This window comes from Nostoc commune NIES-4072, assembly GCF_003113895.1.
In the GTDB taxonomy this organism is placed as follows: Bacteria; Cyanobacteriota; Cyanobacteriia; order Cyanobacteriales; family Nostocaceae; genus Nostoc; species Nostoc commune.
Genome location: NZ_BDUD01000001.1, coordinates 5,781,937 through 5,801,845, shown reverse-complemented (window position 1 = coordinate 5,801,845; position 19,909 = coordinate 5,781,937). Strand labels below are relative to the sequence as shown.

The window sequence follows — 19,909 nt, the reverse complement described above, 5'->3', positions numbered from 1 at the left end:
TCAGAACTAGGCAAAATTTGTTAATGGGTTTGAATTTTCAAACGTCTTCTTTACTTTCAATAAACACATTCTAATTTTTGAGAAAAAGACAGCCAAATATGACATTATCTAACATTGCAATTACTTCTCTGACTCCCACTGTTACTGAAAGTGGCAATCGTGGTACTTACCGTATTAGTCGCGATCGCACGGCTGGCAATTTAACTATTAAACTCAACATTGATAGTAGTAGTACAGCGCTTGATGACTACAATCTTAGCGGCAACAAAGTTACAGTCACTGGAAATGCTGTTACTGTAGTAATTCCTGATGGAAAAAACTTTGTTGACATTAATCTGACTGCGATTGATGACATTCAAGCCGAAGCCAATGAAACAGTTAAACTTAATTTAGCAGCTAATCCTACTTATAATATCGATACCGTAAAAAATACAGCAACTGTTACTATTAGCCGTAACGATACAGTAGTAACTAACACCAATGACAAAGGTGAAGGGTCATTAAGGCAAGCGATTGAAAATGCCAACGCTTTTGCTGGAGCTGACACAGTGAGCTTTGCTGGGACTGTATATAATGATGCCTTTCCAGATGCGATCGTGCTGACATCTGGGGAATTAAATATTACCGATGATGTCACCATTCAAGGAACGGGAGCGAAAAATTTAAGCGTTAGTGGCAACAATACCTCCCGTCTCTTCAATATCTCTGGAACTCAAACAGATGCCAATATTGATGCGATTACCCTTACCGATGGGAATGCAGGCACAGAAAATGGTGGTGGTATCTTAGTTAATAGTGGAAATACCCTGAACTTAAATAATAGTGTACTTTCCAACAATACAGCCGTTCGCGGTGGAGCTATATCTAACACAGGTACAGCGACCATAACTGACAGTACTATTGATCGCAACCAATCCGCCGTTAGCGGTGGTGGGATCTATAATTTCGGCACAATTACACTAAGCGATAGTACCCTTTCTAATAACCTAGCTAACGCTAACGGTGGCGCTCTCACTACTGTAAATACAGCTAACATAATTAACAGCACAATCTCTGCCAATCAAGCCAACTCTTCTGGCGGTGGAGTAACAAACTCAGGTTTGCTCATCATAAGTAACAGTACCATTGCCAACAACACGGCAGATGCTGACAACGATAGTGCTGGCGATGGTGGAGGAATTTTCAGATTAGGTGGGACGGTTACTGCATCTAATACCATCATTGCCAATAACAAAGATTTAGGCGGTGAAGCGCCCGATGTATTCGGCAATATTACAGGCAATGCTAACAACCTGATTGGCACTACGGCTGGGGCTTCTGGAACTATCGGCACTGGCAGCGATATCGTCAACCCCAATCCCGGATTAGCACCCCTAGCTAATAATGGTGGGACTACTCAAACCCAGGCTTTACTGGCTACTTCACCAGCAGTCAACGCAGGTAATAATGCTTTTATTCCCAATGGTGTCACCACCGATCAACGAGGTACAGCATTTGATCGCAGCAAATTCGGAACAGTGGATATCGGTGCTTTTGAAGTACAGGAGCCGATTGTCAGTCTCAGTGCAGTTTCTCCCATTGCTACAGAAACAGGAATAGCAGGAACTTACCGTGTTAATCGCATTGGTACTGCCAGTAACTTAACTGTCAAACTCACTATTGATAGCAGCAGTGCTTCTGTGAACGATTACACTCTTAGTGGCGGTAATATTAAGGTTTCTGGTAATACTCTTAGCGTTGTTATTCCTGATGGGCAAAGCTTTGTTGATATCAACTTAGCTGCTATTAATGACTTGGCGGCTGAAGCTGATGAAAGTTTAAAACTGAATCTAGCTCCCGACGCTGGTTATAGTATCGATACAACCAACCCAACTGCTACCGTTACTATTGCCCGTAACGATACCACCGTCACCAACATCAACGATCGCGGTGAAGGATCATTGCGACAAGCAATTGAAAATGCCAATATCTTTGCTGGGGCTAATACGGTTGATTTCGACACGACAGGAAAATTTGCCACAGCCCAAACCATTACCCTAACTTCTGGGCAGCTCAGGATTACAGATGATGTTACTATCTCTGGAACAGGAGCCGAGCAACTAACGGTGAGTGGTAATAATGCCAACCGCGTTTTGAGTATCTCTGGAACGGGAACAGATGCCAAAATTGACGGCTTAACCATTGCTAATGGCAATGCCGGAACAGGAGATGGAGGCGGCATCTTAGTTAATCAAAATAGTAATTTAGTCTTAACTAACAGCGCTGTTGAAGGTAATCGTGGCAACCTTGGAGGTGGAATAAATATCCTTGGTACAGCTACCGTTATCAACAGCATTCTCTCTAATAACCAAGGTGATGCAGGCGGTGGCATCTTAAACTCAGGTACAGCTACCGTCATTAATACTACCCTATCGGGCAACCAAGCCAGAGTCTTTGGCGGTGGTGGTTTTGGCAACTTAGGGACAGCCACCTTGATTAACAACACCATTACCAACAATACGGTGGTAGCTAATTTCAATAGTACTTTTGGTGGTGGGATTGAGAACTTCTTTGGTGGCACACTTGCTGTCAAAAACACCATTATTGCTGGGAATATTAACAACAATAATCAAGCGGCTGATGTGTCTACTGATAGCGACATCGCAGGTAATGCCAATAATCTAATTGGTACTACTGCCGGAGCATCAGGAACAATTGGTACAGGTAGCGATATTACCTTTGCCGAAGCCGGAATTACCAACATAAACCAAGTTGTTAATCCCATTTTGCAAAATAATGGTGGCACTACAGCTACTTACGCCTTAGTTCCCACTAGTATTGCGATCAATGCTGGTAATAACGCCAATCTCTCAGCAGATACAACTGATTTAGATGGAGATGGTAACACTACCGAATCCATCCCTTTTGACCAACGAGGTACTGACTTTAACCGCTTTAAGTTTGCTACCGTAGATATTGGTGCTTATGAATCTGATACTGTTTCTAGTGGTGGCGGTCAAAAAGAGTTTATCGTACCCCGTGGAGAGGGAAGCCATACTATTCTTAATTTCGGAGGTGTAGGCAGAGGTAGTAATCCTTCCGCAGCTACTATTGCCGAAGTGGATACTATTAAATTCCAAGGAACTGGCTTGACAGCCCGCAATCTACTTCTAACTCAATCTGGCAAAAATCTAGAGGTTACATTTGAAGGAGTTGCTAAGACTGATACCAAAGTTACCTTACAAAACTTTGCTCTGGAAAACTTGGATAACCTTTCCACATCAACTGGTAATCTTCTATTTGATGGACAAACTAGCATAAGCGACAACTTTGATGTCATTAATGCCGATTCGACTCAAACTGGCATTTTGGAACGCAATACAGTCACGTTCTTCAATGATTTTTCCAACAATATTAAGGGTCTTGAGAACTCTAACGATGTCATCAATGGTCAAGGTGGAAACGACATTATTGATGGACGTAGCGGTGATGATTTGCTGCGTGGGGATCTAGGCAATGATACCCTGATTGGTGGCGCAGGTAATGACATTCTTGTTGGCGGCGCTGGCAATGACACTCTTACAGGTGGAACAGGTTTTGATCAGTTTATCTATCAAGCTTTCAGTGACAAAGGAACCAGTGGTGACACCATCACTGACTTTAATTCCAGCCAAGACAAGCTAGTTTTAACTAACTTGTTTGATAGCCTGAGCTACGGTGGTAGCAATCCTATTACTGATAGCTACTTGCGTTTTGTTTCTAGTGGTGTCAATACTCAAGTTCAGATTGATACAGATGGAATAACATCTACCCAAGGGTTTAGGTTATTGGTGAATTTGAATAATGTCTCTGCTAACTCTTTAGTTATTGGCAGTAACGTCTTGGTCTAGAACTGGCTATCAGGTGATAGTAAGACATACTCAAAGATACTTTATGTAATCAGTAGAAGATGTGGAAGATATAAGAATATTGCTCTTATATCTTTCACCTGATTTGATAGTGCGCTGCTTAGTCGGGGCGTTAATAACCTTAGCAAGAGTAAAACATACTGAAAATAACTTATAGGATTACTATTTGATTTTTGAACGAAATTAAGTATTGTAGAGTGTGTTAGAACGGAGTTCGTAACGCACTATGAACACGAGTTTTATGCGTTACGCTGTCGCTAACACATCCTACGTATATTTTCTCCAAATCAAACCGGATTCCTATAGTAGGAAATTAACAACTAATTTCTGTCTTGATTAGGTAAATATAAATAGCTATGATTCACAATTTATTTTCTCCATCTTCTGTACAAGAAGCGACTTTAATTCACTTACTCAACTATAGGGCGCTAAAACAACCAAATCAGGTGCCATATACTTTTTTAGTAGATGGAGAAGCAGAAAAAGTTAGCTTTACTTATGCAGAATTAGATCAAAAAGCCCGTAAACTAGCAGCGTTACTCCAGAGTAGGAAGGCTTTTGGAGCAAGAGCGTTACTTTTTTACACCCCTGGACTAGAATTTATAGTTGCTTTTTTTGGATGTTTGTATGCAGGTGTCATTGCTGTACCCGTGTACCCACCACAGGGTAAACAAAGGATGACAAGGGTAAAGGCGATCGCATCTGATGCACAGGCAACTTTTGCACTCAGCACCACATCTTTAATTACCAACTCGGCACAAAGCATCGAACAAGAAGCAGAATTAGTAGCTTTGCAATGGATAGCAACTGATGAGATTAGCAACAATTTACCAGATGATTGGTTTTTGCCGGAAATTAATTATGACTCACTAGCACTTCTTCAATACACTTCTGGTACAACGGGGAAACCAAAAGGAGTGATGGTAAGTCATGGCAATTTATTACATAACTCTTATTTAATTTATAAATCTTTTGAACATACAGCTAACAGTCGCGGAGTAATTTGGCTACCTCCATACCACGATATGGGGCTAATTGGTGGAGTGTTACAGCCTGTATATGGTGGCTGCTCAGTCATTTTGATGTCGCCAGAGTCATTCATACAAAAGCCTTTTCGCTGGTTAAAAGCTATTTCCGACTATCAAGCGACTACTAGCGGTGGCCCCAATTTTGCTTATGATCTGTGTATTGAAAAGATTACTCCCGAACAACGGCAAGAACTGGATTTAAGCCGTTGGGAAGTAGCTTTTAATGGTGCTGAACCTGTACGTGCGGAAACTATAGAGAAGTTTGCCACCACCTTTGCAGAGTGTGGCTTTAGAAGGAGCGCTTTTTACCCCTGCTACGGTATGGCAGAAACGACTCTAATTGTATCTGGGGGTTTAAAAGCAGCTGTGCCAATAATTCGGTTTGTGCAAGACCAAGCTTTGAAACAGAATCTGATTGTAGATGCTACTAGTAAGACAGAGAATGTTATAGCGATCGTTGGTGTTGGTAACAGTACTCCTAACCAAAAAATTGCGATCGTGCCTTGCACGGCTCCCTCTGGGAGCATCGCCAATACAGAGTCTTTAACTCAGTGTCCCGATGGACAAGTCGGAGAAATTTGGGTTGCAGGGTCGAGTGTAACCATTGGCTACTGGAACAAACCCGACGAAACGCAGCAGATTTTTCATGCTCAACTTCAAGATCCAAAAGAGGGGTCTTATCTCCGCACGGGAGATTTAGGATTTTTGCTCAATGGCGAACTATTTGTTACAGGTCGCCTAAAAGACATGATAATTATTCGAGGACAAAATTATTATCCCCAGGATATCGAGTTAACAGTTGAAAACAGCCATCCAGCGCTACGGCCTCATTGTGGAGCAGCATTTTCTCTAGAAGTTGCAGGAGTTGAACAGTTAGTTATTGTTCAAGAGGTAAAGCGGACTTACTTACGTAACCTGGATGCTTTGGAGGTTATAAAAGCCATACGTCAGGCTGTATCTGAAGAATATCAGTTGCAAGTCTATGCGATCGCCCTGCTGAAAACTGCAACTATCCCGAAAACGCCGAGTAATAAAATTCAGCGTCAGGCTTGTCGTATTGGTTTTTTGAATGGAAATTTAGATATTGTCGGAGATTGGACTGCCAATCTTGCACAAATAGATTTATTAAAACTGCAAACAGAAGTAAAAGAGCTTCGGGAACAAACACACAATTCAGATGTTAATCACTCTGAGAAACTAGCTTTTACAGAAGCAGAAATTCAAAACTGGTTAATTTCTCATCTAGCTTTATACCTAAAATTACCCCCTGATCAAATAGATATTCAAGAGTCTTTTACTTCCTATGGTTTAGATTCAGCAGTGTCAGTCAGTATGACGAATGAATTAGGCCAATGGATAGGTTTGGAACTGGCAATTACTCTTTTTTGGGAATATCCCAACATCAAAATCCTAGCGCAGTATTTAGCAAAAGAAAGTCAATCATTAGTATTATTGGCTTCTTTAGATAGTGTTTAAAGCAAAATCTATAAAATCAAATAAATTTCTAATATGAGTAAAGAAGTTATTAATACTAATAATAGCAAACAAATAGGATCAATTAAATTAAAATACAATATTTTTGATCCTGAATTTAATGCTAATCCTTATCCAACCTATCATCGCCTCCGCTCAGAAGATCCAGTACATAAATACTTGATTGGCGGTGATTGGTTCGTCACTCGCTATGCTGATGTCAAAGCAGTTTTGAGAAGTGGGTGTATTCGTACTGATGACAGACCAAAATTAATCAATGAAAGAAGCAAATATCTTAAAAACAAAGAGAAAAATTTGGATACTCTGGCTTATACTACCAGCAAATTTTTATTTTATATGAACCCGCCAGATCATACTAGATTACGTGGATTGCTAGTTAAAACTTTTTCTCCCGTAGTTATTGAGCAGATGTGTCCTTTCGTTCAGGAAATTGTAGATGAATTGCTAAATAAAGTTAGGCATCAAGGAAGTATAGACATTGTTGCCGATCTTGCCAGTCCGCTTTCTGTGAAAGTTATTAGTAAACTTTTGGGGATACCAAAAGAAGCTCAAAACCAGCTACATCAGTGGACAAATGTATTGTCTAGGATTTTAGATCCATTGGTATCACTAGAAGAATATCAAAGAATGAATCAGGCTACGCAAGAGATTCAAGACTATTTACGTAGTTTGATTCATGAACGAGAAAAAAATCCCCAGCAAGACTTGATTAGTAGTCTAATTACAGTTCAAGAGGAAAGTGATAAATTAACTCAAAAGGAAATATTGGCAGTTTGTACATTGTTATTTGGTGCAGGAGAAGAAACTACAGGTAATACAATAGGTAACGGAATACTGGCATTGCTTAATCACCCTGAACAAATGGAACAGCTCAAAAGAGAACCAACAAAAATTCAAAGTGCGGTAGAGGAAATCATTCGCTACGATAGTGCAATTCAGATGATTACCCGGATTGCTACTGATGATTTAGAAATAGGCAATCAACAAATCAAAGCAGGTGAAAAGATAGTTTTGTGCTTAGGTGCTGCTAATCGAGATTCTGCTCAGTTTCCTAACCCCGATCAGTTAAATATTAACCGAGAGCAGAATCATCACGTTGCTTTTGCCGATAATATTCATTATTGTCTGGGAGCTGCATTAGCACGGCTAGAAACTCAAATTGCTATTAATACACTGATTCAAGAGCTTCCTAATTTAAAACTAGCTAGGGATAAATTAGAGTGGCGAAGAAACATAGCCATCCGTGGCTTAAAAGCTCTAAGATTGAATTTTAGTATTAACTAAGTTTTTTGTCAGGTTTTAGTAAATATAGTAGACAGTAAATCTAACCAATTAAAGATAATAATCAAAAACAAAAAATGGAAAATTCTTTTAAGTTTAATCCTTATGAACCATCCTTTCATGATAATCCTTATCCCATTTACCATAAACTTCGTTCTGTTGAACCAATACACCAGAGCTTCAATAATATGTGGGTAGTTACTCGCTATACTGATGCTAAGGCAATTTTGCGAGACTCTCGCTTTTGTGTTAATAAAATGCCAAACCACGTTAAATATAAAAGCGATTATCTGGGTAATTTCAATACACTTGCACAAGCTATTAGTAAATGGTTAATATTTCTAGACCCACCAGAACATACTAGATTGCGAGGACTAATAAGTAAAGCTTTTTCTGCTGCTACTGTTAAAAGTTTATATTCCCAAATTCAACAAATCACAGAGCAGCTAATTAGTAAAATTCGACATCAAGGCTACATGGATATAATTGCCGATTTTGCTTGTCCTTTACCTTGTAATGTGATTTGCACAATATTGGGAGTACCTGTTGAAGATTGGTATAAGCTATATTTTTGGTCAGATAAATTGTCTGAGATTTTAGATCCACTCAAGTCTTTGGAAGACTATGAGCAGATGAATAAAGTGGCGTTAGAATTTACAGATTACTTTAAGGGCTTGATTGCTCAACGTAAAATAAATTTACAACAGGATTTTTTGAGTGCTTTGATAGCAGTTAAAGAGCAGAATAACAAGCTTACTGAAGAAGAAATTATTTCCATCTGTATGTTACTTTTTCTAACTGGTGAAGAAACAACAGTCAATCTCATAAGTAACGGTATGCTTGCTTTGTTGCGTCACCCAGGGCAAATGCAACAAATCAAGACACAACCTATGCTTATTCAAGGTGCTATAGAAGAAATACTGCGTTATGATAGCCCGATTCAGATTACTACACGAGTAGCAAATCAAGATGTTCTTTTAGATAGTGTAACTATTCAGTCTGGTGATAAAGTATTGGTTGTATTGGGGGCTGCAAATCGAGATCCTGCACAATTTCCTGAACCAGATCGTTTTGATATTACGCGAGTTAATAACAATCACTTAGCTTTTGCTGATGGTATTCATTCTTGTTTGGGTGCAGCATTAACGCGGCTAGAAGCTGAAATTGCTATTAATACTCTTGTGCAATTACCTGATATACAGTTATTACAAGAACAGGTTGAATGGCGAAAAAAGGTTCCTTTTCGGAGCTTAAAATCTCTTCCAGTCACCTTCAAAGCAATGAACATAAAATAATTAAATAAAAAATGTTTTACGAAACTACTATTTTTAGATTTACACAGAATCTAGAATTAAACTGGCTGCTCATTAAAGAGGAGTTTCATAGACTGCAACAAAATGATTCTATTCCTTGGCAAAAAGAGTTTCTTTATAACAAAGGCTGGGATATTTTTACTTTGTATTCTTTTGGAAAGAAACTAGAGGATAACTGCCGTTTGTGTCCAGAAACAACACAATTAATAGAAGCTATTCCTGGAATGACCACAGCAACTTTTTCTTCCCTTGCACCTGGAACTCACATTCTTCCTCATGAGGGATATATAAACACTGTACTCCGTTGTCATTTGGGTTTAATTGTTGCTGATGACTGTGCGATACGAGTGGGGGATGAAACAAAAACTTGGCAAGAAGGCAAGTGCTTAGTTTTTGATGATACAGTTGAGCATGAAGTTTGGAATCGCAGCAATATCTCCAGAATAGTTTTATTGATCGACTTTAAAAAGTCTCAGTTTTCAAAGTTACCTCAAATATAGAATTTAAGAGGATGTTTGAAAGGGGAGACAAAGCGTAGCTTTGGCGGGGTGGGGTTCTTATTTTGGATTTATGCAAGAAGTCTAGTGAATCGAGAGAAATCAATTTAAAATTCAAAATTGAAAAACTCCTGCCTCCTCTTTTCCGATGCCCATTCATTCAATGATCAGTGGTTCAAATTCACGATCGTGCCATTGGCGCTGATGCCATTCAGCAACCAAGGGACGCACAATAAACTGAGGATGGCCTTCACCTTTAACGTCAATGCGTAAACCTGAGTAAGGTCGCCGCTTCTGAAAACCTTGACCATTGCGACCAATGAAGAGATGCGATCGCGCTACTAATCTATTTTCCTCCATCAAATCTGCTCCCTCAATCCTCTGGCGTCGCAAACTAAAGCCGCTACCGCCACAAACAATCCAGTGGATATGAGAATCAGCATGTCCTGTATCCATTGTCTCCAAGTGTTCTAAGCAGTGGGCGTGACCGTTTAATACCAAATCAACCAAAGGACGCCCCTGAGTTAGGGAACCTATTTCTTTAGCTACCGCATCCAGCACACCACGGAGGCGATCGCGAATTATCAGAGTTTGTGCTTGCTGCCACTTTGTTGCTTCAGTCACATAAGGTGGATGATGGAAATAAATCACCCTTCCCCGAACTTCAGAGTTATTCCAAGATTCAATTAATTTTTGCTTAAGCCAGTCTAGTTGTTCAATGTCAGTCAGCGTTGTTTTATCAGCAGCTAATTGCTTGTCGATATCAACAATAATTTCTTCAATTTGTGACAGCTTGGCGTGATAGTCGTCTAATTGGTCGGCTTCGCTAGGGTTTTCTGGACGAAGCTTGGCTGAGGTTTCAATGATTTGCTGCTTTTCTTGCTCTAAATCTTCACGACGTTTTTCTAAAATTCTCCGATCGGCATCGCCTTGTCTGGTTTTAGGTAGTGGTGGTGGATCGTTAAATGTATTTGAATCCAAGGCAAAGAAATCAATACCGCCATAGCGAAAAGTGTAGTAGCGATTGGGAAGGCGAGTAAAATGCCCAGGTTCATAGTTGAGACAATAACCTGTATCTGTCTTGGCTGTGTAGTACTGGTTTAAATGATTATTTAACTCTCCTGGAAGCTGAAACGCCTGAAGATAGTCCAGAAATGCCCGTGCGTAAGCTTCACCCGTTCCTGAACCATGCAAGCCTACATCTAGGTCTAAGCGCGATCGCAACAGGCGGCGAATGGGTAATGTTGTCAGAGAGGCCAAGCTCAATAGAATCGGCAAGTTATAGTAATCATGATTTCCCAGTACAGGTAAAATGGGCAGCTTAAAAATCATCTGGTCATAAGCAATCCGTTGGGGATGCTCTCCCCCCAAGAGAAACTCTCGATAAGGCTGGATGAAGTTCTGCTGATAGTATTCACTCGACCCCACTAAATAGATCACATCCCCGGTATGCAGCATAAAACGGCATTCGCTGTGATGGGGCAACATAAGTTCAGCCACCTTTCGCTGGGGATTGTGTCCCCGGTGCTTACCGGAACCACTATCACCTACAACTAAAAATGAGAACTCAGAATTGTCTATTTGCCCATCCTCTAAAACCAGTCGAGTTTGGTCGATGTTCCGTTCCGCAATTAACGGATCTTGCCACCGTACCCGTTGATTCATTTTACGGATTTTGTTAGCGATCGCTGGATCAGATACAAGTTTCAATGCAACCTACTCCTGAGTTTTTAATCGAAGGGGAGCAGGGGGAGCAGGGACAGGGAAGACAAGGGGACAAGGCGACTTAAATCAGAACTTGCAACAAGTGTTTCCCCTTGTCCCCATGCCCCATGCCCCATGCCCAATGCCCAATGCCCAATGCCCCATGCCCCATGCCCCATGCCCTCATTCCTCTATTGTGTCTTTCATCTCAATAGTCAGATTAGGGAGTCCCTCTAGTTTTTCGGTAGGCTCAACTTCTTCTACTAATGGCACAAAAATATTTAAACCTGCTGGTACACACTTAATTTCTACTGGTGTTGTGCCCACAATTTCACCATCTAGAACAACTTTTTGCGGTGGGTTAGTTGTAATTTTAAATTCTGTGGCTCGCAGGAAGCCAATATCATTTCGCTCGACAGCGTTACCTGTAGAAGCCGTTTGGAATAGATGAAATGTAGCTGCGATCGCTCCTGCTTTGTTAGTTGGAGCTACAATTGTCAAATCTAGCAACCCATCATCATAAATCAGACCGGCTGGGCCTTGAGCCAAAACTGAAGTAGGAGGCGCGGCATTTGCTACTGTAACTGCACAGGCGCTAGTTTTAATTATCCTGTCTTCTGTTTCAATTTCAACATCAAAGTTTTTTAAATTTCTCAGTTGCTGAATTCCAGCGAAAACGTAGGCCATCATTCCAAAGCGATTCTTAGCGTCCCTGTCTGCCAATTCTACAGTTTCAGCTTCAAAGCCAATACCTGCCAAAAGTACCATTGGCAGATCGTTGCAATAGGCTACGTCTACATGACGGGTTCCTCCTTGCAAAATTGTCTCACACGCACCTGCGATCGTGTCGGGAATTCCTAAAGCTGTGGCAAAAGCGTTTGCTGTTCCTCTAGAAATAATGCCAAATGGAATATCAGTACCCACTAAAGCCGTTGCTGCCGCCGAGAGAGTGCCATCTCCCCCCGAAGCAATGATTGCATCTACCCCTCGCTCTACGGCTGCTAAAGCCAGTTCGTCAGCGTCGATTTCTTCAGTGGTGAGATAAATATCTAGGTCAATTTCTGGCTCTAATATTCCCCGAATTTCTGCCAGTTCTATATCTGGGTCACCCTGACCCGCAACTGGATTGAAAATGAGGCAGGCGGAACGATTCATAAAATATAATGTCTAAACTTAGATTACTAAAATACCAAATTCTTTCTAGCATTCTTGTAAAATTTCAGCTTCCCTCTGGCGGCTGGTTTACATTGTGTAAGAAGTTTAGAAGTCTTTTACGTTAGAACATACCAATGCTGACGCGTATTTGAGCATCTTTTGTCTTTCCTAAAACAATAAAAATTTTGCCATGCGTCAAATATTACTAGTTTTAGCAAGTATGCTAACTCTCAGCAGTTTAAATAGTCCCACCGTGACAATAGCAGGCACAACGCCTGATTTACAGGAGATGCGCTTAGTTCAAAGGGTCAACTGCAATAATCCTCAAACTCAAATAGCAATTAATGAATGCGCGAAGTTGTCTTATCAAAGGGCAGATAAAAAACTGAATCAAGCCTATCAACAATTGCTACCTACCTTAGAAACGTCTAGGAAACAAAAATTGATTGCTGCACAACTTGCATGGCTAAAGTTTCGAGATACCAATTGTGAGTTTGAGAGAAGCAGATATGAGGGAGGAAGTATTGCCTCTAGCATTTATTCTAGTTGTCTAGAAAATACTACAAAATTACATACCCAAGAATTACAGGAATTTCTCAAATCTGACCCTTAAATAGTCGAATAAAACCGCAACGCCAGAGGCATTAGTAATTAGTTTAAGATAAACTCATTAATTCCATCAATCAACTTAGCCTGAAGTCGGGAGTGACGGGTTTTCGGCATTGGTTTTAGGATAATTTCACCATCAATATAAAGGCTTGCAGGTTTTGTTTCTGGTAACTTCAGAAACTCCTCTAGGGTTAGAGATGCAGATTTTGCAACACTCATAATTTCTGCTACTCCGAAAGTCCTACATTCAGTTTATAGCAGTTTTCAATCGATGCACCGTGTATTTTTATTGTCTGCAAGTAATAAATATAGGATTACTATTTGATTTTTGAACGGAATTAGGTATTGTAGAGTGTGTTAGAACGGAGTTCGTAACGCACTATTATCAAGGGTTTGATGCCGTACTCTCTGTGCTAACACATCCTACGGGTGTTTTCAGAAATCAAACCGGATTCCTATATAGTGGCTTGTACCGTAATAATGCTGTACTCAACAAAATTGTTTGAGATTCCTGAAACCAGCATTAGGTAAAGAATTGTAATCCAAAATCCAAAATCCAAACCCCAAAATTGGTATGAGTCCCTGACTACGGTAGTCTAGATGAGAGTGAATTTATCGCCGTTTGATATATTGTTTTATGACTTCAGTTGTTTCTAGTCCTCCACGCACTATTCGGATTGGTTCACGCAAAAGCCAACTTGCTCTGGTTCAGACCTACTGGGTACAAGAGCAACTTCAGAAAGCCTTTCCCGATCTCACTTTTGAAGTCCATACCATGTCTACCCAAGGCGATAAAATCTTGGATGTAGCATTAGCTAAGATTGGCGATAAAGGACTTTTTACTAAAGAACTTGAGCTTGGAATGCTCAATCAGGAGATTGACTTTGCGGTTCATTCTCTCAAGGATCTGCCGACTCACTTACCTGAAGGGTTAACGCTGGCAGCAATTACTGAACGGGAAAATCCAGCAGATGCATTAGTGGTGCATGAAAAGCACAAAGATCAACAAATTGATACATTGCCAGAAGGTGCAGTAATTGGTACATCTTCGCTGCGCCGGTTAGCACAGTTACGTCATCACTTCCCCCACTTTACCTTTAAGGATGTCCGGGGAAACTTGATTACCCGGTTGGCAAAACTGGATGCAGGCGAATACGATGCTTTGATTTTGGCCGCAGCAGGGTTAGAGAGATTGGGAATGGGCGATCGCGTTCATCAAATTCTCCCCAAAGAAATCTCCCTTCACGCCGTTGGACAAGGTGCTTTAGGTATAGAATGCCGTGCTGATGATAGTGAAGTGCTATCTCTACTCAAAGCGATCGAACATCCCGAAACACGCGATCGCTGTCTCGCTGAACGGTCTTTTCTACGCTCTTTAGAGGGCGGTTGTCAAGTACCTATTGGTGTAAATACAGAAGTATCTGGTGAGAATTTGACCTTAACAGGGATAGTGGCCAGTGTAGATGGTCAAAAGTTCGTAAAAGATACCGTCACTGGAATTGCCAATGATGCTGAAGCGCTAGGCACAGAACTAGCACAAGTGTTGCGGCAACAAGGAGCGCAAGAAATTTTAGCAGAGATTTTTGCGGTAATTGGGCGCGGTTCTTAAGCATTGGGCAAGCCGATGTGATTAGATAAGAATTGATCGTTGTTGCACCAAAGATGTGGCAGACGCGACAAGAGTTAATTTGACAATATAGACAGAACCAGGGAAGCAAAAATTACCATGCGGATTCTATTTGTTGCAGCAGAGGCAGCACCCATTGCCAAAGTAGGAGGAATGGGTGATGTTGTTGGGGCATTACCCAAATTTCTGAGAGAAATGGGGCATGATGTGCGAATATTCTTGCCTTACTATGGCTTTCTGCCAGACAAAATGGAAATTCCCCAAGAACCCATCTGGCGCGGATCTGCGATGTTCCAGGAATTTGCTGTTTATGAAAGCGTTCTGCCTGGTACTGATGTTCCCTTGTACTTATTTGGACATCCCGTCTTCATGCCCCGCCGGATTTATTCTGGAGAGGATGAAGACTGGCGGTTCACCTTTTTTGCCAATGGTGCAGCCGAGTTTGCCTGGAATTACTGGAAACCGGAAATTATCCATTGTCACGATTGGCATACGGGGATGATTCCCGTATGGATGCACCAAGATCCTGATATCACCACAGTCTTTACTATTCATAATCTGGCTTATCAAGGGCCGTGGCGTTGGTATTTAGAAAAAATTACTTGGTGTCCTTGGTATATGCAAGGACACAACACAATGGCGGCGGCGGTGCAATTTGCCAATAAGGTAAATACAGTTTCGCCCACTTATGCAGAGCAAATCAAGACACCTACTTATGGTGAAACCTTAGAAGGTTTGCTGTCTTTTATTAGCGGTAAATTATCTGGGATTATCAACGGAATTGATACTGAAATTTATAACCCAGAAAATGATAAATACATTGCCCAAACCTTCACTGCTGATACCCTGGAGAAACGCAAAGCCAACAAAATTGCTTTGCAAGAAGAAGTAGGATTAGAAGTCAACTCCAAAGCCTTTTTAATTGGGATTGTGACCCGATTAGTGGAACAAAAAGGCATTGACTTGATATTGCAAATCCTTGATCGCTTCCTTTCCTATACAGATGCACAGTTTGTGCTGTTAGGGACAGGCGATCGCTATTATGAAACTCAGATGTGGCAATTAGCATCCCGCTTTCCCGGACGCATGGCAACTTACTTACTGTATAACGATGCCCTGTCTCGCCGCATTTACGCTGGTACCGATGCTTTCTTAATGCCTAGTCGTTTTGAACCTTGCGGTATCAGCCAAATGATGTCTTTACGCTACGGTTCTGTGCCCATTGTCCGCCGCACAGGTGGATTAGTTGACACCGTAAGCCATCACGACCCCGAAAATGCAGCAGGTACCGGTTATTGCTTTGACCGCTATGAACCGCTAGACCTTTTCACCTGTATGATCCGGGCTTGGGAAGGCTTCCGTTTTAAACCACAATGGCTAGAACTACAAAAGCGGGGCATGGCCCAAGACTTTAGTTGGTATCAATCTGCCAAAGAATACGTGAAGTTGTACAGGTCAATTTACGGTCTGCCAGAAGAAGAGGAGACACCACCACAACCAGAGTTAGTTTTAAACGAAGCGATCGCTAATAGCAAGTCATAAATCTCTGTAGGCCCGTACAGATGTATCATACGTGCCAACTCTAATTTTTAGAACTCATGATAGCATTATTCAGATTAGCCTGATATCTGAAGGTGCAACTCATGAGTTTTTTTGTATTTAATAGGACTTACGCAAAAATTGCTAAAAAGCTTAATTTCTCGAACCGCCAAGACGCCAAGAGCGCCGAGAATTCGTAGAGTGTGCGTAAGTCCTATTTAATTGTTCTTTATTTATTCTCACCAGATAAAAATCTGAAACCTTTGTTGTGATTAGTTATCTTAAATACGGTTTCAACTCTTTTACCCACGGGATTGAGAGTGAGGTTTGATCTTATGTTTAATTACACCTACCTACTTAATCGCATTGCCTGTGAGATTATTGAGCTTTTTTTAAGGAATCTTATCTTATTTTGATGAAGATTGTATAAACTTAAAAAAAAGTTTTTGTAAACCTGTAAGTATTTATATATAGATAATCGTATATTATTTGTGGTATTGAGCTAACAATTATCCTCTTTATATTCTTCCTAGTTTTAAAGCTTTTACTAGGAAAATATTCATTGCTGTATATAACACAGTTAATAACTCTAGAAAATGAATCAGCCTTTGCTTTTTTTGATAATTGACATTTCTCTATGTATACTTTTTCAGTAGTAAAATTCACTCTTAGAAGCGAGACATAAATTTTAAACTTTGCATTGATTATCCCGTACTCTAACAAATTAATCTTTATTCTATAACCAAAATGCTAGTAGAAAAAACTCAGACGCAGCCTATTTATAGTATCCCATCAATCAGGAATTATCGATGGTCTACTCATCTTGATTTATTAAGAGGTTTGGCTTCTTTATTAGTTTTTATCGGTCACATGAGAATTTTATTATTTATAGAATATTCAGAAATTAATAACCCTAGTTTTTTGATAAAAAGGTTAAATTCATTAACAGTGTTGGGTCATCAATCTGTAATGATTTTTTTTGTGCTGAGTGGATTTTTTATTTCAGCTAGTGTAATAAAGAGAATCCGGCAAAAGCAATGGTCTTGGGTTAATTATTTAGTAGATCGTTTAACACGTTTATATATAGTATTAATTCCTGCTTTATTGCTATCTTCTTTTTGGGATTTTCTCGGTGTAAAAATATTTGGTACTGGACAAGATAGCTTCTATGGAGAAAAGTTTCACAACGAACATTTAGCAACTTATAAAATTTTGGAGAATTTCACATTTCAAAATGCTTTAGGAACTCTAGCTTTTGTGCAAACAATTTTTGTAGATTTATTTGGTTCAAATAAGGCAGTTTGGAGTTTAGCCTATGAATTTTGGTACTATATAATTTTTCCTTCAATCATCCTATTCTTTTTTGTTAAATCCTTAAGAGCGCGTGTCTTATACGCTTGTTTAGCTTCAGGTATATTACTCATGGTTGGTTCGGAGATTAGAATTTATTTTCTAGTTTGGCTGATGGGAGCATTAGTTAGTATATCTCATCCTTCTAAATATCTTAATAACAAGAATATCCTCAAGTCACTCACTCTTTTATCTATACTAATCCTTTGCATTGCATTAATAAGCGAACGTTTTATTGGGCGAGAGATAGCAGATTTTTTCGTAGGAATTTCTACTGCTGTCATGATATATCTTTTAGTTAATAGCCGTAGTCAAATAAAACAAGGAGGAGCATACGAAAAATTTTCTAGAGGTTTAGCAGGGTGTTCATACACTCTTTATCTTGTCCACATGCCAATACTATGCTTTATTAGAGCATGTGTAATTGGCGATCGCCCTTGGGAGCCAGATATTTTGCATATATTCTTAGCACTTATTATAGTTTTATTTGTATTTTTATATGCGGTTGTCATATCACATTTTACTGAGGCAAAAACAGGCAAGTTTAGAAATCTAATTATGTCTTGGATAAAAAACAGAACTTTAAATCAAGCTTAACTCCTGACATTTTAGAATGAAATAGCCTTGTGATTAAAGATCGATGAAGAATGAGAATTTTCTATGTTTGGTAATGAGTCAATCAATTCTTCCATCACTTGAGTCATAGTTTTCTCAGCGTGAACTGCATATAATTGCCAATCTATTAAACGATGTTCTGACATCTTTAATCTTAGTTGCTTATTTTTTATAATGGTTACACAGGGGAGTGGGTGAAGTATGTCACAATGTTTATATACCAAAAACTATAAAAATAAAAAAACGTAAAACACCATCCGCAGGAGTAATAAGTAGGAGTTAGAAGATTGATAGACGCAATGGACTTTTTTCAGTTAAGTGCTGGTAAATGGCGATCGCAACGTGCAACTCATCACCTACCCTTTAAGCGCTCAGAAACAGGAGAATCGGATATACAAGTAGAAACACTAGATGCCAATCATCCCGAAATCATTGAACTGTGCCAGTATCATCAGATTGACCCCAGCCTGTCAGTAGGTGGATCGCGGGTACGTTGGCTGGGCACAATGGCTTGGGATAGAGAAAATGACGAGAACCATCAAGGAAAAACTATATTTGCGATCGTGCCTGATGGCGATAACCCAAGAGCTGGGAAATTACTCCGTGAAAGAGGCTACGCTGAAATTATGCCTGTAGTCGGTCTTTTTCACATGGATGATGAAGATGGGCTAGTGCTGACAACCGAATACGAAACAATGAGTTCCATTGAGAGATTCTGGTTCGCCAGCCCAAATATGCGACTACGAACCAGTACAGTGAAACGCTTTGGTGGCTTCAGCACTGCATCATTTTGTACCGAAACTCGCATTGAAACTTCTGCTGAAGCTTCCAACCCAGAACAAGTCACAAAAAAACAAGGGTCGGATGCTTTGGAAAAAAGACAGTTTTATTCAGTTTTGGGCTGGTGAATGATCCTCAAGCAGACCGATGCTTTTACTCGTGGCCGAGATTATCTGCATAGAGTACAGGGGTTTGCTCTAGAACCGGGTATGGTGGATGTTTTCGATAACGTGCGCGATCGCATCCCCATTTGTACTTGGATCGGCGATAATATTAACACCATTAACGCTCAGATCAATACTTATCTAGACCTTTGCCATGAGTGCTTTCATCCCCAAGAGCGTCGCCACATCCAAATTTTTGCAGTCCCCATAGCTCAATCCTTCGGCATCGATGGGCTGTGCAATATTCTCATAAACCCAGTAACTATTCTGGTAGATGTCGGTCGAGTTGCACCTAGAGACTGGTTTGGTGTAGTCGTTCATGAATACGCCCATGCTCATCTAGGAGACTTTGGTCACAATCAGCAGTTTGCTACTATCCTATCTCATCTATGTTTAGGACTGGGATTGGAACCACCCTACTGGAAGACTGGGATGGAAGCAACTTTGCGTAGCTGGCCTTACTGTAAGTCAACCATAGATCCTCTAGAATTTTGGATAGGTCAACGAAGTAGGGAGTAGGGAGCAGGGAAGACAAAGGGACAAGAGGTGAGAACTTGCAACAAGTCTTTCCCCTCATCCTTAATTCTTCACTCCCCATTCCCTATTAATTTCTTTTGCTATATGTTAAAAATTATTACTTTATTTCAAAAAGGTGAAACTGAATCTTCTAATCTGAAGTATGTGAATAAAGTTTTTTAGGTAGTTATTAGGCTGAAAACCTCACTGCCTTTATAAATTAGCTATGGGTTGAGTTTAAAAAGCTAATCCTTGTTTTTTGAAATAGTTAAATTCCCCTTAGTTAAGTTTCGTGAAATTTTATCAGAATCTGAAGTTTTGATACAACTACTCCCTTAATATGTGATCTA

14 protein-coding genes and 1 pseudogene are annotated in these 19,909 nt (G+C 40.2%); 11 read left to right on the top strand and 4 right to left on the bottom strand.

Annotated features, from left to right (window positions below):
* The first annotated feature begins 98 nt into the window (after window positions 1–98).
* From CDC33_RS25840 to CDC33_RS25820, 5 genes are all read left to right on the top strand, one after another.
* The gene (locus tag CDC33_RS25840; protein WP_109011344.1) at window positions 99–3,869 is read left to right on the top strand and encodes a beta strand repeat-containing protein; all 3,771 of its coding nucleotides are present in this window, start codon (window positions 99–101) and stop codon (window positions 3,867–3,869) included.
* A 374-nt stretch (window positions 3,870–4,243) separates the two neighbouring features.
* Window positions 4,244–6,391 carry an AMP-binding protein gene (locus CDC33_RS25835; RefSeq protein WP_109011343.1) on the top strand — a complete coding sequence of 716 codons (2,148 nt, stop codon included), beginning with the start codon at window positions 4,244–4,246 and terminating at the stop codon, window positions 6,389–6,391.
* A 33-nt stretch (window positions 6,392–6,424) separates the two neighbouring features.
* Window positions 6,425–7,693, top strand: a complete 1,269-nt coding sequence (locus CDC33_RS25830; RefSeq protein WP_109011342.1) for a cytochrome P450 — start codon at window positions 6,425–6,427, stop codon at window positions 7,691–7,693.
* Between the two features lie 74 nt (window positions 7,694–7,767).
* Window positions 7,768–8,985 (top strand): cytochrome P450, encoded by a 1,218-nt coding sequence (locus tag CDC33_RS25825; protein WP_109011341.1) that lies wholly within the window; start codon window positions 7,768–7,770, stop codon window positions 8,983–8,985.
* 11 nt (window positions 8,986–8,996) lie between these two features.
* Window positions 8,997–9,503, top strand: a complete 507-nt coding sequence (locus tag CDC33_RS25820) for an aspartyl/asparaginyl beta-hydroxylase domain-containing protein (RefSeq protein ID WP_109011340.1) — start codon at window positions 8,997–8,999, stop codon at window positions 9,501–9,503.
* Window positions 9,504–9,656: 153 nt separating this feature from the next.
* Here the strand turns inward: CDC33_RS25820 and CDC33_RS25815 are convergent, their stop codons facing one another.
* The 3 genes from CDC33_RS25815 to CDC33_RS25810 are packed head-to-tail and all read right to left on the bottom strand — an operon-like array spanning window position 9,657 to window position 12,359.
* Window positions 9,657–11,210 carry a metallophosphoesterase family protein gene (locus tag CDC33_RS25815; protein ID WP_109011339.1) on the bottom strand — a complete coding sequence of 518 codons (1,554 nt, stop codon included), beginning with the start codon at window positions 11,208–11,210 and terminating at the stop codon, window positions 9,657–9,659.
* Window positions 11,211–11,230: 20 nt separating this feature from the next.
* Window positions 11,231–11,383: a hypothetical protein gene (locus CDC33_RS39090; protein WP_181374263.1), complete on the bottom strand. Its 153-nt coding sequence runs from the start codon at window positions 11,381–11,383 to the stop codon at window positions 11,231–11,233.
* Window positions 11,384–11,387: 4 nt separating this feature from the next.
* Window positions 11,388–12,359, bottom strand: a complete 972-nt coding sequence (locus CDC33_RS25810; RefSeq protein ID WP_109011338.1) for a YegS/Rv2252/BmrU family lipid kinase — start codon at window positions 12,357–12,359, stop codon at window positions 11,388–11,390.
* Between the two features lie 190 nt (window positions 12,360–12,549).
* On the opposite strand from CDC33_RS25810, the gene CDC33_RS25805 reads away from it, so the two are divergent.
* On the top strand, window positions 12,550–12,972 hold the full coding sequence (locus CDC33_RS25805) for a lysozyme inhibitor LprI family protein (RefSeq protein ID WP_109011337.1): 423 nt from the start codon (window positions 12,550–12,552) through the stop codon (window positions 12,970–12,972).
* 53 nt (window positions 12,973–13,025) lie between these two features.
* On the opposite strand, the pseudogene CDC33_RS25800 reads toward CDC33_RS25805, so the two are convergent.
* Window positions 13,026–13,187: pseudogene (locus tag CDC33_RS25800) on the bottom strand (Uma2 family endonuclease); the annotation flags it as partial.
* Window positions 13,188–13,605: 418 nt separating this feature from the next.
* On the opposite strand from CDC33_RS25800, the gene hemC reads away from it, so the two are divergent.
* From hemC to CDC33_RS25775, 5 genes are all read left to right on the top strand, one after another.
* Window positions 13,606–14,577, top strand: a complete 972-nt coding sequence (gene hemC, locus CDC33_RS25795; RefSeq protein WP_109011335.1) for a hydroxymethylbilane synthase — start codon at window positions 13,606–13,608, stop codon at window positions 14,575–14,577.
* Between the two features lie 117 nt (window positions 14,578–14,694).
* Entirely contained in the window at window positions 14,695–16,137 is a 1,443-nt protein-coding gene (gene glgA / locus CDC33_RS25790; protein WP_109011334.1) for a glycogen synthase GlgA, read from the top strand.
* A gap of 744 nt (window positions 16,138–16,881) precedes the next feature.
* Complete coding sequence (locus tag CDC33_RS25785) at window positions 16,882–18,081, top strand: acyltransferase family protein (RefSeq protein WP_109011333.1); 1,200 nt, start codon at window positions 16,882–16,884, stop codon at window positions 18,079–18,081.
* A gap of 308 nt (window positions 18,082–18,389) precedes the next feature.
* Window positions 18,390–19,007 carry a phycobiliprotein lyase gene (locus CDC33_RS25780; protein ID WP_219930111.1) on the top strand — a complete coding sequence of 206 codons (618 nt, stop codon included), beginning with the start codon at window positions 18,390–18,392 and terminating at the stop codon, window positions 19,005–19,007.
* Window positions 19,008–19,562: a hypothetical protein gene (locus CDC33_RS25775; protein WP_109011331.1), complete on the top strand. Its 555-nt coding sequence runs from the start codon at window positions 19,008–19,010 to the stop codon at window positions 19,560–19,562.
* Window positions 19,563–19,909 lie beyond the last annotated feature (347 nt).

Bases quoted from the DNA above. Each gene is read 5' to 3' on its own strand.
- CDC33_RS25840 (WP_109011344.1), top strand. From the start codon at position 99: ATGACATTATCTAACATTGCAATTACTTCTCTGACTCCCACTGTTACT.
- CDC33_RS25835 (WP_109011343.1), top strand. From the start codon at position 4,244: ATGATTCACAATTTATTTTCTCCATCTTCTGTACAAGAAGCGACTTTA.
- CDC33_RS25830 (WP_109011342.1), top strand. From the start codon at position 6,425: ATGAGTAAAGAAGTTATTAATACTAATAATAGCAAACAAATAGGATCA.
- CDC33_RS25825 (WP_109011341.1), top strand. From the start codon at position 7,768: ATGGAAAATTCTTTTAAGTTTAATCCTTATGAACCATCCTTTCATGAT.
- CDC33_RS25820 (WP_109011340.1), top strand. From the start codon at position 8,997: ATGTTTTACGAAACTACTATTTTTAGATTTACACAGAATCTAGAATTA.
- CDC33_RS39090 (WP_181374263.1), bottom strand. From the start codon at position 11,383: ATGGGGCATGGGGCATGGGGCATTGGGCATTGGGCATTGGGCATGGGG.
- CDC33_RS25810 (WP_109011338.1), bottom strand. From the start codon at position 12,359: ATGAATCGTTCCGCCTGCCTCATTTTCAATCCAGTTGCGGGTCAGGGT.
- CDC33_RS25805 (WP_109011337.1), top strand. From the start codon at position 12,550: ATGCGTCAAATATTACTAGTTTTAGCAAGTATGCTAACTCTCAGCAGT.
- hemC (WP_109011335.1), top strand. From the start codon at position 13,606: ATGACTTCAGTTGTTTCTAGTCCTCCACGCACTATTCGGATTGGTTCA.
- glgA (WP_109011334.1), top strand. From the start codon at position 14,695: ATGCGGATTCTATTTGTTGCAGCAGAGGCAGCACCCATTGCCAAAGTA.
- CDC33_RS25785 (WP_109011333.1), top strand. From the start codon at position 16,882: ATGCTAGTAGAAAAAACTCAGACGCAGCCTATTTATAGTATCCCATCA.
- CDC33_RS25775 (WP_109011331.1), top strand. From the start codon at position 19,008: ATGATCCTCAAGCAGACCGATGCTTTTACTCGTGGCCGAGATTATCTG.